Annotated in this window: 10 protein-coding genes; 5 read left to right on the top strand and 5 right to left on the bottom strand. The window is 42.9% G+C overall.

Annotated features, from left to right (window positions below; translation table 11 throughout):
- Nucleotides 1–8: 8 nt before the first annotated feature.
- Complete coding sequence (locus QUB10_RS20830; protein WP_333205173.1) at nucleotides 9–164, bottom strand: hypothetical protein; 156 nt, start codon at nucleotides 162–164, stop codon at nucleotides 9–11.
- Between the two features lie 273 nt (nucleotides 165–437).
- Between QUB10_RS20830 and QUB10_RS20825 the strand changes: the two genes are divergently transcribed.
- From QUB10_RS20825 to QUB10_RS20805, 5 genes are all read left to right on the top strand, one after another.
- The gene (locus QUB10_RS20825; protein ID WP_333205171.1) at nucleotides 438–3,236 is read left to right on the top strand and encodes a PAS domain S-box protein; all 2,799 of its coding nucleotides are present in this window, start codon (nucleotides 438–440) and stop codon (nucleotides 3,234–3,236) included.
- A 48-nt stretch (nucleotides 3,237–3,284) separates the two neighbouring features.
- Entirely contained in the window at nucleotides 3,285–3,731 is a 447-nt protein-coding gene (locus QUB10_RS20820; protein WP_333034689.1) for a response regulator, read from the top strand.
- Between the two features lie 305 nt (nucleotides 3,732–4,036).
- Entirely contained in the window at nucleotides 4,037–4,189 is a 153-nt protein-coding gene (locus tag QUB10_RS20815) for a hypothetical protein (RefSeq protein ID WP_333205169.1), read from the top strand.
- A gap of 91 nt (nucleotides 4,190–4,280) precedes the next feature.
- Nucleotides 4,281–5,783, top strand: coding sequence for an ATP-binding protein (locus QUB10_RS20810; RefSeq protein WP_333205166.1), 1,503 nt, complete (start codon nucleotides 4,281–4,283; stop codon nucleotides 5,781–5,783).
- 124 nt (nucleotides 5,784–5,907) lie between these two features.
- Nucleotides 5,908–6,996: a response regulator gene (locus QUB10_RS20805; RefSeq protein WP_333205164.1), complete on the top strand. Its 1,089-nt coding sequence runs from the start codon at nucleotides 5,908–5,910 to the stop codon at nucleotides 6,994–6,996.
- Nucleotides 6,997–7,100: 104 nt separating this feature from the next.
- Here QUB10_RS20805 and QUB10_RS20800 read toward each other — a convergent pair whose 3' ends face one another.
- The 4 genes from QUB10_RS20800 to QUB10_RS20785 all read right to left on the bottom strand — a co-directional run bounded on the left by QUB10_RS20800 (nucleotide 7,101) and on the right by QUB10_RS20785 (nucleotide 14,521).
- On the bottom strand, nucleotides 7,101–9,707 hold the full coding sequence (locus QUB10_RS20800) for a PAS domain S-box protein (protein WP_333205162.1): 2,607 nt from the start codon (nucleotides 9,705–9,707) through the stop codon (nucleotides 7,101–7,103).
- A complete protein-coding gene (locus tag QUB10_RS20795) occupies nucleotides 9,704–10,099 on the bottom strand; it encodes a response regulator (RefSeq protein WP_333205160.1) in 396 nt (131 codons plus the stop codon). Before QUB10_RS20795 ends, QUB10_RS20800 begins: the two co-directional genes overlap by 4 nt.
- A 125-nt stretch (nucleotides 10,100–10,224) precedes the next feature.
- Entirely contained in the window at nucleotides 10,225–11,661 is a 1,437-nt protein-coding gene (locus tag QUB10_RS20790) for a response regulator (protein ID WP_333205158.1), read from the bottom strand.
- A complete protein-coding gene (locus tag QUB10_RS20785; RefSeq protein ID WP_333205156.1) occupies nucleotides 11,654–14,521 on the bottom strand; it encodes an ATP-binding protein in 2,868 nt (955 codons plus the stop codon). Before QUB10_RS20785 ends, QUB10_RS20790 begins: the two co-directional genes overlap by 8 nt.
- Between the last annotated feature and the right edge of the window lie 184 nt (nucleotides 14,522–14,705).

Raw genomic sequence — 14,705 nt, 5'->3', positions numbered from 1 at the left:
TTAGTTATTTAGAAGATAAGGAAGAAGGAAGAAAAAGCTAAAATCCTAAAATCTCCAATCGGCATATAGGGTTTCACTTCGTCATAGCTCACATCTTGCACCATTGTCAGCAACAGGCAAGATGCCTGTTCCACAAGAGATGAATTTTCTTGTGGAACAGGCATCTTGCCTGTCCATAAAAGGATTGAGAATGGTGCAACATATAAGTTATACCCAACCTAGAGCTCGCTACAGCTTGCGAATCATTGAGAATTGCTATATTAAGACTTACGGAAGAAAAACCAGTTTCTACCACAATATTCGGTTTGGCAATGAGGCCTTTATGAAGAAACCGGGTTTTTAGCCCCCCGTGCCTCCAGAACAGTATATTTCAGAGAGTTAAGATAAGTTATAAGTTATTGCGTTAAATTACTCCTTCCCCATTTGTCATTCCGTTTATGATTTGGAAGTTTTTAAATCACCTGTTATTCACGGGAAATTATATTCCTCACGGTCACTGTTACCTTTGGCAGCGAGAGCTAGTAGCACTCCACATAGTGTCAGACTCTATCATTGCCCTGGCTTACTATTCAATACCCCTCTCGTTAATTTATTATTTTCTATTTCAGCGAAAAGACTTGCCCTTTCGCAATATCTTTTGGCTGTTTGCAGCCTTTATTATCTCCTGCGGCACTACTCATGTGATGGAAGTTTGGACGCTTTGGCATCCTGTTTATTGGGTTTCTGGCAGTCTGAAAATTATTACCGCCGCGATTTCTGGTTACACTGCTTTTGCATTAATTCCTTTCGTTCCCCAAGCATTAACTCTGATGAGTCCAACTCAATTAGGGATGATCGATCTAATACTGCAAAAAGAAATAATTGAACGCCGAGAAACGGAAGCTCGCTATCAAACTTTAACTGAAGCTTCGCCGGTAGGAATCTTTTATGCAGATGCTGGAGGAGACTGCTTGTATGTCAACGAGCGCTGGTGTCAAATTTCGGGAATAACTTGTGATGAAGCTTTGGGCAAAGGGTGGTTGCAAGGCATTCATCCAGACGACCGCGATCGGGTTTTTAGTGAATGGTATAGCGCCGCGCAGGAGAAATTGCCGTTTAAATCTGAGTACCGCTTTCTAGACATTAATAACACTAAAATCAGTTGGATAGTCGGTCAACTTGTCGGTCAAATCGGAGAAAATGGGGAGACAAAAAGTTATGTTGGTACTATTACTGATATTACAGAACGCAAGCAGGTAGAAGAGGAAAATCGACTGCTCAATGAAACTCTGGAGCATCGAGTTGCTGAGCGCACGGCTCAAATCGAAATTTCTAACCACAAATTGCAAAAAGAAATAGCCTACCGGGAAAAAATTGCTCTCACTTTGTTGGAATTGACGCAACTGCAAAATGCAATTCTTAATAGCGCTAACTACACCATTATTTCTACAGATACCGACGGTACAATTAAAACATTTAATCGGGCGGCTGAACAACTCTTAGGTTATTCGCTAGAAGAAGTGGTGGGGAAAGTCACGGTAGAAATAATTCACGATCCTCTGGAGGTCGCTCAAAGAGCTGAAGTTCTTTCTCAAGAATTGGGAGTGAAAATAGAGCCGGGAATTGAAGCTTTTGTTGCCTTGCCGTGCCGGGAAATCGCGGACGAAAATGAATGGACTTACATTCGCAAAGATGGTTCGCGGTTTCCGGTAATGCTGTCGGTGACTGCCTTATTTGATAGTAATGGAAATATTAACGGTTTTTTGGGTATCGGTCAGGATATTAGCGATCGCAAACAAGCTGAAAAAGAGCTGCGTGACCTAACCAGTGCCATGCAAAATGCGGTGGAAGGCATTTCACGGCTCGATATTGAGGGGCGCTACGTGAAGGTTAACCGAGCTTACGCTCATAAATGCGGTTACGAACCGGAACAAATGCTTGGCATGAAATGGCAGCTTACCGTACATCCGGGCGATGTTGAGATGATGCTCTCAGCTTATCAGGAAATGCTAATTTCTGGCAAAGTAGAAGTTGAAGCTAGAGGCGTTCGGAAAAATGGCTCGTTTTTTTACAAGCAATTAACGATGGTAAAAGCTTGCGATGCACAAGGGATATTTAACGGCCACCACTGTTTTATGAAAGATATCACCGAGCGCAAACTAACTGAAACAGCTTTGCAGGAAAGCGAATTTAAGTACAGGCAAATAGTTGAATTAGCAGAAGAAGGTATTTGGGTAATTGACAGAAATGGCCTCACGACTTACGTAAACCACGCAATGGCGCGAATGCTCGGCTATAGTGAATTAGAAATGTTCGGCCGGCCGCTTTTTGATTTCATGGACGAACGGGAAAAACCACAAGCTATTGAAAATGTCGAGCGGCGCAAGCAAGGTATTGGTGAACAACACGAATTTAAATTCAAAAGCAAGGATGGCAAAGATATTTGGACTGATATGTCTACCAGTCCAGTCATGGACTCCCAGGGTAATTTGCTGTCTTGTTGCGCCTTGGTTTACAACATTACAAGCCGCAAAGAAGCAGAGCAGCAACTGCTGCAACTGACAGAAGATTTGAAGCGTTCCAACGAGGAATTAGAACAATTTGCTTATGTGGCTTCCCACGATTTGCAAGAACCGCTCCGAGCCGTTACCAGTTACACTCAATTGCTGGCCCAGCGCTATCAAGGAAATTTGGACGATCGCGCAGATAAGTATATTCATTATATTGTCGATGGCGCCACGAGAATGCAGCAGTTAATTAACGATTTGTTGGCGTATTCGCGCCTGGGAACGAGGGGTCAGGAGTTTGAGCAGGCGGACTGCAACGCTGTGGTTAAGCAAACTATGTGCAATTTGCAAATTGCGATCGCCGAAACAAAAGCTGTAATCACCTGCGACGCGATGCCAACCGTGATGGCGGATGAATTTCAACTGGTGCAATTATTCCAAAATTTGGTCGCCAACAGCATCAAATTTTGTCGCCAAGATATCCCGTTGATTCATATCGCTGCCCGCAGGCAAGAGAGCGAATGGGTGTTCAGTGTCCGCGATAACGGCATTGGCATCGATCCGCAGTATGCCGATCGCATTTTTATCATTTTTGCGCGCCTGCACTCCCGCCGCCAATATTCCGGTACTGGCATAGGTTTGGCGATGTGCAAGCGCATTGTTGAACGCCACGGCGGTCGGATCTGGGTGGAATCTCAGGAGGGAAAAGGAGCGACTTTTTACTTCACTATTCCTATAATTAGTACCTGAAGCCTCAAAATTCAATTTTGTTTTTATACTCAAAGGGATACGCCGGTTATGAGTGATCGAAGCACTGTTAGACCTATAGAGATTCTGCTGATTGAGGATTCTCCCAGCGATGCCGATTTGGCAATAGAAGTCCTCAGTCAGGGTAAAATATTGAATAACTTACATTTTGTGGAGGATGGAGTCGAAGCAATCAAGTTTTTGCGCCAAAAAGAACCCTATCTCAGGGTACCTCGTCCTGATTTGATTTTGCTCGATTTGCATCTGCCGAAAAAAAGCGGTATTGAAGTGCTAGAAGAAATTAAAACTGACCCAAAGTTAAAATTAATTCCTGTAGTGATTCTCAGCACTTCAGCAGCTCCCGAAGATATTTTTAAGTCATACTCCCTCCACGCCAACTGTTACATAACAAAACCAGTAGACTTCGTAGAATTTACTAAAGTAGTCAGGTTAATTGAGGAATTCTGGCTGGCAGTCGTCAAACTTCCTCTAAATTAAACGAACAGATGCTTTGCTTATGAACGCTATAAAATTTTTTAACCTATAAAAATTCTGCTGGTGGATGATTTGCTCAGCGAGGCTGAATGGACTTTATAAAAGCTGGCAACAAGCCAATTTTTAACAATTATTCCAAGAGCAGAAGATAATGTATCAGCAATTAATTTATTGAATAAAGCAGGCTTTTATGTTCGTCTTGTCGTCCCGATTTAATTCTGTTTAAATTAATTTTGTCTCAAAACGCTGGGTAAATATTGATATAAATTAATTCAGCACTCAAGTTGAAAATGATTCCGGTGGTAATTATGAGAACCTCAGCAGCCGATGAAGATATGCTCAAGTCTTATGCCCTGTCAGCCCGGTGCTACATCACTAAGCCTATCGATTTTAGTCAAGTCGCTAAGCTGGTGAGATGGATTGAGGATTGGTGGCTGGTGGTGGTGACAGTTCCCAAATAATAATTTTCAAGTTGAAAATGGTAAGGGAAAGCAAAAAAGTTTAACCTAAGATTGGTAGAGTAAAAATTTTACAGTCAAAAACGTCTAAGCTATGTGGATTAAGATTCTGTTAGTAGAAGACAATCCTGCTGATGCTGATTTACTTGCAGAACTGTTAGAAGTATCTGTGGGCGTCGAGTGGGAACTGGTGTCTGTTGAGTTCCTCCATGAGGCGATCGCACAACTGTGTAAACAACCCTTTGATGTAGTTTTGCTCGACCTTTCTTTGCCCGACAGCCGCGGTTTGGAAACCCTAACTCGCCTGCGAGAAGTTGCTCCTGATGTGCCCATGGTGGTAATGACAGGCTTGGATGATGAAGCGATCGCCCTAGAAGCAGTTCGCTTGGGAGCTCAAGACTATATTGTTAAAGGTCAAATTACTACTCAATTATTAGTGCGGACGATCCGCTACGCGATCGAACGATCTCAAACATTTAAAATGCTGCGGGAAAGCGAGCGCCGCTTTCGGGCGATTTTTGACTCATCATTTCAGCTAACCAAGCTGCTGACTCCCGAAGGAATTGTGCTGGAAGTGAACGAGACAGCCCTCGATTTTGCCGGATTGCGATCGGAGGGTATTGTGGGCCGCCCGATTTGGGATATGGCGATGTGGGCCCAGTCGCCACAGGTTTCCGAACAATTGCAATGCGCGATCGGCAAAGCAAGTCGCGGCGAGTTTTTCCGCAGCGAAATCGACTTGTTAGGCAAAAGTGGCCAAATTATGACAGTTGATTTCTCACTGAAACCTGTTAAAAATGAAACAGGACAAGTTTTGCTGCTGATTGCCGAAGCCCGTGACATTAGCGATCGTAAACGAGCAGAAGCGGAAATTCTCAAAGCCCTCGCACGAGAAAAGGAACTTTCACAACTGCGAGCTAAATTTGTCACAATGGTTTCCCACGAGTTCCGCACCCCTTTGACAACAATCCAATTTTCCGCTGGATTGCTGCAAGATTACAGTTCTCAGTGGGCCCAAGATAAAAAATCTACTCATTTTGTGCGGATTCAATTAGCAATTAAACGCATGACAGAGTTATTAGAAGATATCCTCGTAATTGGCAAAATCGAAGCCAATACCTTGCAGTTTCAACCGGTTTCCTTAAACCTTGAAAAATTTTGCCGTCAACTGGTAGAAGAGCAGCAGCTCAACGACAGCAACCAACACCCGATCGCCTTTCAATACGAAGGCGACAACTGCGAGGCTCAAATGGATGAAAAACTGCTGCAGCAAATCTTGGGAAATGTCCTCTCAAATGCCATCAAATATTCCCCCATCGGCAGTACAGTTTCCTTGCACCTCAACTGTCAAAACAAAGAAGCTGTTTTCCAAGTTCAAGACCAGGGCATCGGCATTCCCCAAGCCGATCGAGAGCGGATATTAGAAACTTTTTACCGAGCTCCAAATGTCGGCACTATTTCGGGAACAGGTCTCGGCTTAGCAATTGTGAAGAGGGCTGTGGAACTTCACGGCGGCCAACTTGCGATCGACAGTCAAGAAGGAAAAGGCACAACTTTCACTATTACCTTGCCTCTAATTTGCCCTCCCTGTCAATAACAACTGAATTATCAACTATACATATCCGGTATTTAACGATTAATTAAGCGCCTAACAAACAAAGTTATCAAGTGTCTGAACCCAGAATTTTCCAACCAACTACTAACTAAAAGGAGCTATCACCGTGGCTAAGATTTTGGTAATAGAAGACGAAGAAGCGATTAGAGAGAATATTTTAGAGTTGCTGGAAGCCGAGAATTTTGAAGGAATAGGAGCGATTAACGGCAAAGTCGGCATCAAATTGGCGATCGAACAAATCCCTGATTTAATTTTGTGCGACATGATGATGCCGGAAATAGACGGTCACGGCGTCATCAAAGCTTTGCGCTCCGAACCCTTGACTGCCACAATTCCGTTTATTTTCCTCACAGCCAAAGCCGATAAAGTTGACATTCGCACGGGCATGGAACTGGGAGCTGACGATTACATTACTAAGCCGTGTACGCCGCAAGAACTGCTAAAAGCCATTGCTATTAGACTTGAAAAACAAAAAACAATTAGCCGACAATCTCAAAAGACGCTAGACGAATTACGCACTAATATTAGTATGTCGCTACCCCACGAATTGCGGACTCCTTTGAATGCAATTCTGGGTTTTTCTGAGCTGATTCTGTCAGAATACAAGGTCTTAGAGGAATCAGATATCTTAGAGATGATCGGTCAAATTCAAACTTCCGGCCATCGCTTGTATCGGCTGATTCAGAACTTCTTGCTGTATGCAGAACTGGAGATAGCAGCCACAAATCCCGAACTGCTAAAGGAGATGCGAAACAGCGAATTTAGCTGTGTAAAATCTTTGCTGAGTCAAAAAGCTCGGCAGCAAGCAAAACACGCGAATAGAACCGACGATTTACAATTAAACTTGCAAGATTCGTCGGTAGCTATGGATTCTGTCAGACTCGCAAAAATTGTTGAAGAACTCTTGGACAATGCCTTCAAATTTTCTTTAGAAGGAACGCCGGTTTTATTAAGCACTTTCGTCGAAAATCAGACTTTTATTCTGTCTGTCAAAGACCAAGGCCGCGGCATGACTACCGATCAGATTGCACAGCTAGAAGCTTACAGGCAGTTCGATCGCAAACTTTACCAACAAGCAGGTTTGGGATTGGGGCTGGCTATTGTTCAACGCCTTGCAGAATTGCACGGAGGAGAATTTAAAATAGAAAGTTTGCCGCAACAAGAAACCATAGTTTGCGTTTCCCTGCCTGTCTAAACAATGATTATACCAGTTTCAAAAAAGAATACAAGTGTAGGCAAACTCCCAACCCTTATGGCATAAATCATTCCCAATTATCAAATATAAACTCTCAAATGGTATTATGCAGGAGCGATCGCTCCTTTCGCACACCGCTGCATATAAATTTGAGCTACCTTATCATTAGGGTTGATTTCCAAGCAGGCCGAAAACCATCTTTTAGCTTCGCCACACTTGTCACTATAGTAGAGTACCAAAGCTTGCTCAAAGATTGTCTTTGTCTCTAACTTTTTCTGTCGTAACTCTGGCGGATCGGCCGCAAATACTTCATAAAGTGTTACCCTTCGCGATTTGCCTTTAACTGTTACGCGATCGATCAACCTCAAATCATAAATATCGTTCAACTGTATAAAAGTATTGTGAGTAATTAACATCGAAACTCCATACTCTTTCGTCAAACTTTCCACGCGGGACGCTAAGTTTACCGCATCGCTAATCACCGTGCTGTCCATCCGGCTTTGGCCACCCACCGTGCCTAACATCAAAGAACCCGTATTGATGCCAATGCCAATTTGCAGCGGCGGGCAATCGGCCTGAGTACGACTAATATTATAGTCGTTAAGCTCTTCTAGCATTGCAATTCCCGCTTTCACAGCATCGTCCGCACTGCCATCAAACAGCGCCATAATCGCATCGCCAATGTATTTATCAATAAAACCAAAATTGTTAGTAATTGCCGGTTCCATCCGCGACAAATAAGCATTAAGAAATTGAAAATTCTCTTCGGGATTCATCCTTTCCGAAAGAGAAGTGAAATCGCGGATATCTGAAAACAGCACCGACATTTCTTTCTGTACCTGATCGCCTAATTTGACTTCCAGAATACTTTCATATCCCAGAAAGTGGAGAAATTCGTGCGGTACAAACCGCCCGTAAGCATCTGTTAATTTTTCTTCCGCTGCTAAAGCTTTTTGCAACTCGTCTGTGAATTGGCGGCGCTCGGTTTCTACCTCTAGACGTTCCGTGATGTCTTGAAAAGCAGCTATGGCGTAAACTATGTTTTTTCGTTCGTCGTAGATTGGAGTCGCCCAAACCTCGATCGGCACAATCCGATCCGACCCATGAATTTCTAGATCGTCCATACGCACAAATTCTCCCCGCAACGCCCGAACAATCGGTTGGCTATCCCTCGGATACAATTGATTAGTTCCAGCGTCGTAAAAATGATAAGCTTCAGGAAATTGGTCAGTACCCCCATCAAAAATTAAACCTTGGGCTAGTATCCTTTCGCCCCAAGAATTCATGTAAAAAGGTTTACCCTTACCATCGACAACAAATATTCCCACTGGCATCGCTTCTAGGAATTGAGTCAATCGGCTTTCGTTTTCTGACAGTGCCTCATTTAACTTTTCTTCGGCTGCCAAAGCTTTTTCTAAATCATTAGTAAACCTGATTCGTTCTACTTCCACCTGTCTTTGCAAAGTAATATCCTTAGCAAAACCCTGATAGTAAAGCACTTCACCGTTAGCATCATAAACGGTGCGCGCATACTCAGAAATCCAGATAATGCTGCCATCTCGACAGTAAACCTGAGACTCAAACTCACACAGAGTACCGTGCTGTTTCATCAGCGCCAGAAACTCTTGACGGCGGTTCGGTTCCACGTACAATTGCTGCTGAATATCATTAATACTTTCTATCAATTCTGACGCAGAATCGTAGCCGTAAATTTCCGCCAGAGCAGGATTCGCACTGATAAAATGTCCGTCCGGTGTCGTCTGAAAAATACCTTCTAGAGCATTTTCAAATATCCCGCGATACTTCTCTTCAGCTTGAATTAGCGCCGCTTCAGCTTCCTTGCGTTCACTTATGTCACTAAAAGCAATAATCGCATAGGAAATGTCGCCTGTAGAATCATAAATTGGAGTTGCCCAACTCTCTACAGGAATAATCTTATTAGCTGTACGAATTTCTACACCCTCAGTCCGCACATTTTCGCCCCTAAGCGCCCGCATAATTGGCAATTCTTCAACTGGGCATCTTTGATTAGTCCCGGCTTTATAGAATTGATAAAGTGCTGCTTTTTGCTCGGAATTAATATGCGGCACAGTGCCTTTGCCAAATACATCCCGCGCTTTCTGGTTAGCGTAGAAAGATTGGCCGTTTGCATCAAGCACACACACGCCCAATGGCATAGCTTCTAGATATTGCGTCAAGCGACTTTCGTTTTCATGGAGTTTGGCAATCAGCATCGCCTGCTTGCGGTTTAATTTTACCAACTCCTGATTCATTTCGTGAAGTTCTTTTTGTTTTTCCGCTAATTGTTTATCTCGAAAATATCTATATATTGCCTCAGTGACAGTTAATTTTAAGTCATCACATTGCCAAGGTTTAGGTATATATCGGTACAATTTAGCATAGTTAATAGCATTGGCTACCGCATCCAAATCTGCCTGCCCCGTCAGCATGATCTTGAGACAGTTCGGCGAGATAGCATGAACGCTCCTTAATAGTTCGTCTCCTTTCATACTAGGCATGATATGATCCGAAATAACCAAAGGAACTTCATACTGGTCTGCTAAAAGTTCTGACAGTAGCTCTAAAGCTTCTTCGCCACTTTGGGCCGTTTCAATTAAATATTTATCTTCAAAGGCTTTTAGCAGGTCTATTTCCAGACTATCGAGTATAGTCTGCTCATCATCGACACAAATAATGACTGGTTTTTTCATAAATTTGCTAGACCAGACTTAATCGCTTCAATTAATTCTTGATTTTGCCAAGGTTTTTCTATGAAAGCATGAAGATTAGCTTGATTTTTTGTGCGTTCGATTGCTTCTTGGTCTGCTTGTCCTGTCAGCATCACTGTCACAATTTGTGGATATTTTTGATGAATTTTAATCAGCAACTCATCTCCTTTCATTCCGGGCATCAACCAATCAGAGACAATTACTAAAATGTTAACCTCAGCTTCACATAGCTCTTCAATAATTTCCAGGGCTTCGGCAGCACTTTCAGCAAATTCGCAAAGATATTTACCGTTAAATGCCTGTTGCAGTTCAATTTCCAGACTTTCCAACACTCCTACTTCATCGTCCACACACAAAATTGCTGATTTAGACATCGCTAGTTTCCTTCTTTAGTGTGGCAGGGTGCACCCTCCTGGGCAGCACACCGTTTTCCAAATTCTACATTCTGCGCGGGTAGACTGCAAATTTTCGCCCCAGACTTCAGTCTCCGGCGCTGTACCTACTCAGTTAAATTAATCGGCAAAGACACGGTAAATGCTGTTTTACCGGGCCTCGACTCCACATCAATTTTACCCTGATGTTTTTCAATTATTTTTTTGACAATATCCAGTCCCAACCCGCTGCCTTCTCCGGCAGGTTTGGTAGTAAAAAAAGGCTCAAAAATTTTAGGAATAATATCGGGTTGAATCCCCTTACCGCTGTCAATAATTTTTACCAACAGGCTGGTATCTTGTTGTACCGCGTCAATTGTTAAAGTCCCTTGATTGTCCATCGCTTGTAAGGCATTGTGAATTAAATTTGTCCAAACTTGATTGAGTTCGTCGGGATAACACAAAACCGCCGGCAAGTGAGCTTGATACTTTCTGACGACTTCCACACCCTGCTTAATTTGGTTTTGATAAAGAGTTAATACAGTTTCAATTCCCTCCGTAATATTCACCTGTATTTTTTCCCCATTGACATCGTAACGCGCATAATTTTTCAGAGCAAAGACGACTTTTGCAGCGCGTTCAGTAGCGGTAGCAATGGTTCGGGCGCTTCTGTGAATGCTAGCAAAGTCGTAGGCTGTTTTTATAATATTTTCGCTGTCAGGAGCTTTGAGCAACGGCAAGAATTCTTGCAGATTTTCCTGCAATCCGATATTGACTAAAATGCTAGCAAGGCTGTCAGAATTGTCAATGCCTTCCGACTGTAGTTGTTGCTTCACGCCTTTTTTCAATACCCGTTTTTCTCGAGTAGATAAAGAGTAATTTTGTTGGCTAGAACTGTACATCAAACGCAAGAAATCCTGCTGGCGTTCTGCTGACAGTTCTTTAAAAAAAACTGGCAAACTTTCGAGATTGTTATCCAAAAAGCTGGTAATATTTCCAATCGACGACCGAATTGCCCCCAAGGGCGTATTAATTTCGTGAGCAATGCCCGCAATCAGTTGCCCTAATGCCGCCATTTTTTCCGATTGCACTAATTGATTCTGAGTAGCTTGCAGTTGGTCTAAAGTAACTGTAAGTTCATGGTTTTTCTGTTGGAGTTTTTTTCGCAACTGGCACATTGCTAAATGGGTTTCTACCCTCACTAGAACCTCTTCCACCTGAAAGGGCTTGGTAATATAATCTACCCCGCCCACAGCAAAGGCTTTGACCTTATCAAGTACGTCATTAATCGCGCTAATAAAAATTACCGGGATTTCGCAAGTTCGTTCATCAGCTTTGATCTTTTCGCAAACTTCATACCCATTCATTTCGGGCATCATAATATCCAGCAAAATCAAATCTGGAGGCATACCTTTTGCCGCCGAAAGCGCTAACTCACCGCTAGGTACCGGGCGAACTTTATAGCCCTTGCTGTTCAAAATTCCGGCTAGCAGCCGCAAATTAGCTGGGGTATCGTCAACTACTAAAATATTACCGCGATCGGTGCTAAGAAGGTCGTTATTCATGTGATATTGCTTCAGAGATTAAATTTAAAACTTTGTCGTACTCAAAATTTTCTATACAATTTGCGATCGCACCTGCCGTTACTGCATCCTTTAATCTAATTTGCTCGCTCAAGGTATCAATTAAATCCATATCTGCATTCAGTATCGCTAGCTTTAAATCAGCTACCAGTGAATCAGGCAATTTTACGAAATCAGCCGCACTCATAGCGCGATCGCCCTCTTTGATTGCCGATAAATCACTTTGAGCCGGATCTTCATAAATATAGCGCACTCCGATATGTTTGTGCATAGCATCAAAAATATCGGCTTCCCGGAAAGGCTTCCTCATAAAAGCATCACAGCCCGCCGATAAAATAACTGCCCGTTCTTCCTCCAAAACGCTCGCTGTCAGCGCAATAATCGCAGTAGCTTGACCTTTAATAGTGCTTTTAATGTATTGCGTAGCTTCGTAGCCATCCATCACAGGCATTCTCATGTCCATCCAAATGAGATGCGGTTCCCAACTCTCCCAAATCTCAATAGCTTCTTGACCGTTAGTAGCTTCTTTTAGTTCAAAACCCAGAGGAGAGAGGATTTTAATTAACAGTTGGCGGTTGAGCGGTTTATCGTCTACTATCAAAATTCGATAGGTGGGTTGGTTGGGTTCCAGCGCAATAACATTCCGGCTCGGTTTTGGGCTTTCAATATCAGCCGCATTGACCGCAATAACTTGAATGTCGAACTTAAAATTACTTCCCTTACCAACAGTAGAACAGACGCTCATTTTGCCGCCCATTAATTCCACAAATTTGCGGCTGATTGGCAATCCCAAGCCGGTACCTTCTTGCGAATCTTTGCCTGTCTTGGTTTGCACGAAAGGTTCAAAAATATCGTCTAATTCCTTGGTAGCAATACCGGGGCCAGTATCCTCCACTTCAAAATGAAGGAAGAAGGAAGAGGTTGAAGCTGAATCGTCATTTGGGGTGGCAATGATCTGGTTGTTCGACTGACTGAATTGAGATATTTTAAGACCATTAATGGCGGAAAGTTCTGTATTTGGTGATACTTCGGAGTGCTCAATATTTCCCCCTTCTGCCTGCTGATTTCTGCCTAATGACTCCTTGCTAACTCTGACCGCTACACCGCCCTCATGGGTAAACTTAAGAGAGTTATTGAGCAGATTAATTAAGATTTGCCGCAACTTTAACTCGTCAGCTTCTATGTATTGTGGCACATCGGGACTGCGGTCAAAAACCAACTGCAAGTGCTTGTCATCTGCTTTGAGTTGAAACATATCTTCTAATTCATTGAGCAGGCGATAGAGGTCTATTTTATGGGGATTGAGGGTGGTGCGCCCCGATTCAATTTTAGATAAATCCAGCACGTTATTAATCAGGGTAAGGAGGTGTTCTCCGCTGCTCCTAATTATGCTAATATTTTCTTGATTTTCTGGAGATAGAGTTTGGCTGCGAGTCATCAGTTGGGAAAAGCCGAGAATTGCATTGAGAGGCGATCGCAATTCGTGGCTCATATTAGCAAGAAAAGTGCTTTTAGCTTGATTCGCTACTTCCGCTTTGTCTTTAGCTATAGCCAATTCTGCCGTCCGCTCTTGCACTCGCTGTTCTAAAGTTTCAAAAGATTGTTGCAGTTGTTGAGCCATGCTGTTAAATGACTTGGCTAATTCCCCCAATTCGTCTGATCGTTCGCTTTCTACTGTTTTGTCCCATTCACCTTTAGCAATATTTTTGGCGGCTGTATTTAAGCTCAAGATAGGATTTGTCACCCACTGAGAAGTCAGAATGCCGATCCCCACCGCTACTCCTAAAGCTGCGAAACAAAGCAAAACCGCTGTGCGGGTATTGGCATCGATTTCTTTGGTGAAATCAGCTTCGGGAACAACTACGACAATCAGCCAGTCTAAACCTTTGCCGTCTTGGAACGGCAAGACTTTTAAAAATTGTCGCTTGTCATCTATTTCAAAGCTCAATAACTCGGATTTTTTAATTTTGTCTAATTTTTTAAACTTTGCAGTCAAATATTTAGCTGTCGCTTGAGTAACAGGGTTGCTGCTTTCTTCTACTTTAAACAATTGTCTTTCATTACCTTTAGTGCGAAACGGTTTTTCTGTAGTGGAAGTTGCTAACAAGGTACCCTGGCGATCGATAATAAATGTTTGACCGGATTTTCCAACTTTGAGACTATTGAGAAATCTCCCAAGATGGTCGAGACGCAAGGCAGTAAATAAGACTCCTTCTAGCTGATTTTTGTCGCTGTATACGGCTTGGATAGCGCTGATAAGTAATGTCGGTTCTAGTAATGAAACAAAAACCGAACTCCAAGTAGGTTTGCCGACTTTTACGGCTTTTTGGTACGCAGGATGTTGCCGATGATCATAGTTTTTGGCAAGGGTGGTAACTGTAGTGCGATCACCTCGCTCGTTCGTATTGTAAGAATTAAAATTTAACCCAGTAGAGGGGTCTATCACATTAATCATTCGGGAGCCGTTAGAAAGTTGTTGACCGCCTCTATAATTTCCCTTCTTGTTGCCAACCGAGGTAAAATTGATATAGGGATATAATTGTACTTGCCGCCAAAGATATTTCTCCCAAGCTGATAAGTTTTCCATCTTTAACAAGCCGAGCTTGACAGCATCCAGCTTGGTTTGATTGATTTGATGGGGAGTTGTCAGGTAAATTTGCAGGTTTTGCTCGACACGCAAACTCACCTCGGTCATTAACTGACTGGCAAGGTTATTAACTGCTTTTTGTCCGTTTCTAAAAGACAGATATCCTACGAGTCCCACGGCTCCCAGGATTTGCAGTATAAATGGAACTATGAGAACAGTTCGCAGCGGTAATTTGTCTAAAATTTTAGAAACCATAAGATTCAGAGGTTTGGTGAACTTAGCCTAGAACCGTATTTGCACAACCTGTCTTAACTGTCGCACCATTTATTTACTGCCGCTTAGCTGGGGGGAATTGATGCGGGCTATTTTAGCTGTGGTAGATGCTCGACCCCGATCGAATGTGAACCTAATTTTTGCTATATTAAAGGCTGTTATTTTA

The organism is Microcoleus sp. B5-D4 (assembly GCF_036705145.1).
Taxonomy (GTDB): Bacteria; Cyanobacteriota; Cyanobacteriia; order Cyanobacteriales; family Microcoleaceae; genus Microcoleus.
The sequence above is the reverse complement of the archived record's forward strand: the minus strand, read 5'-3'. Positions and strand labels throughout refer to the sequence as shown.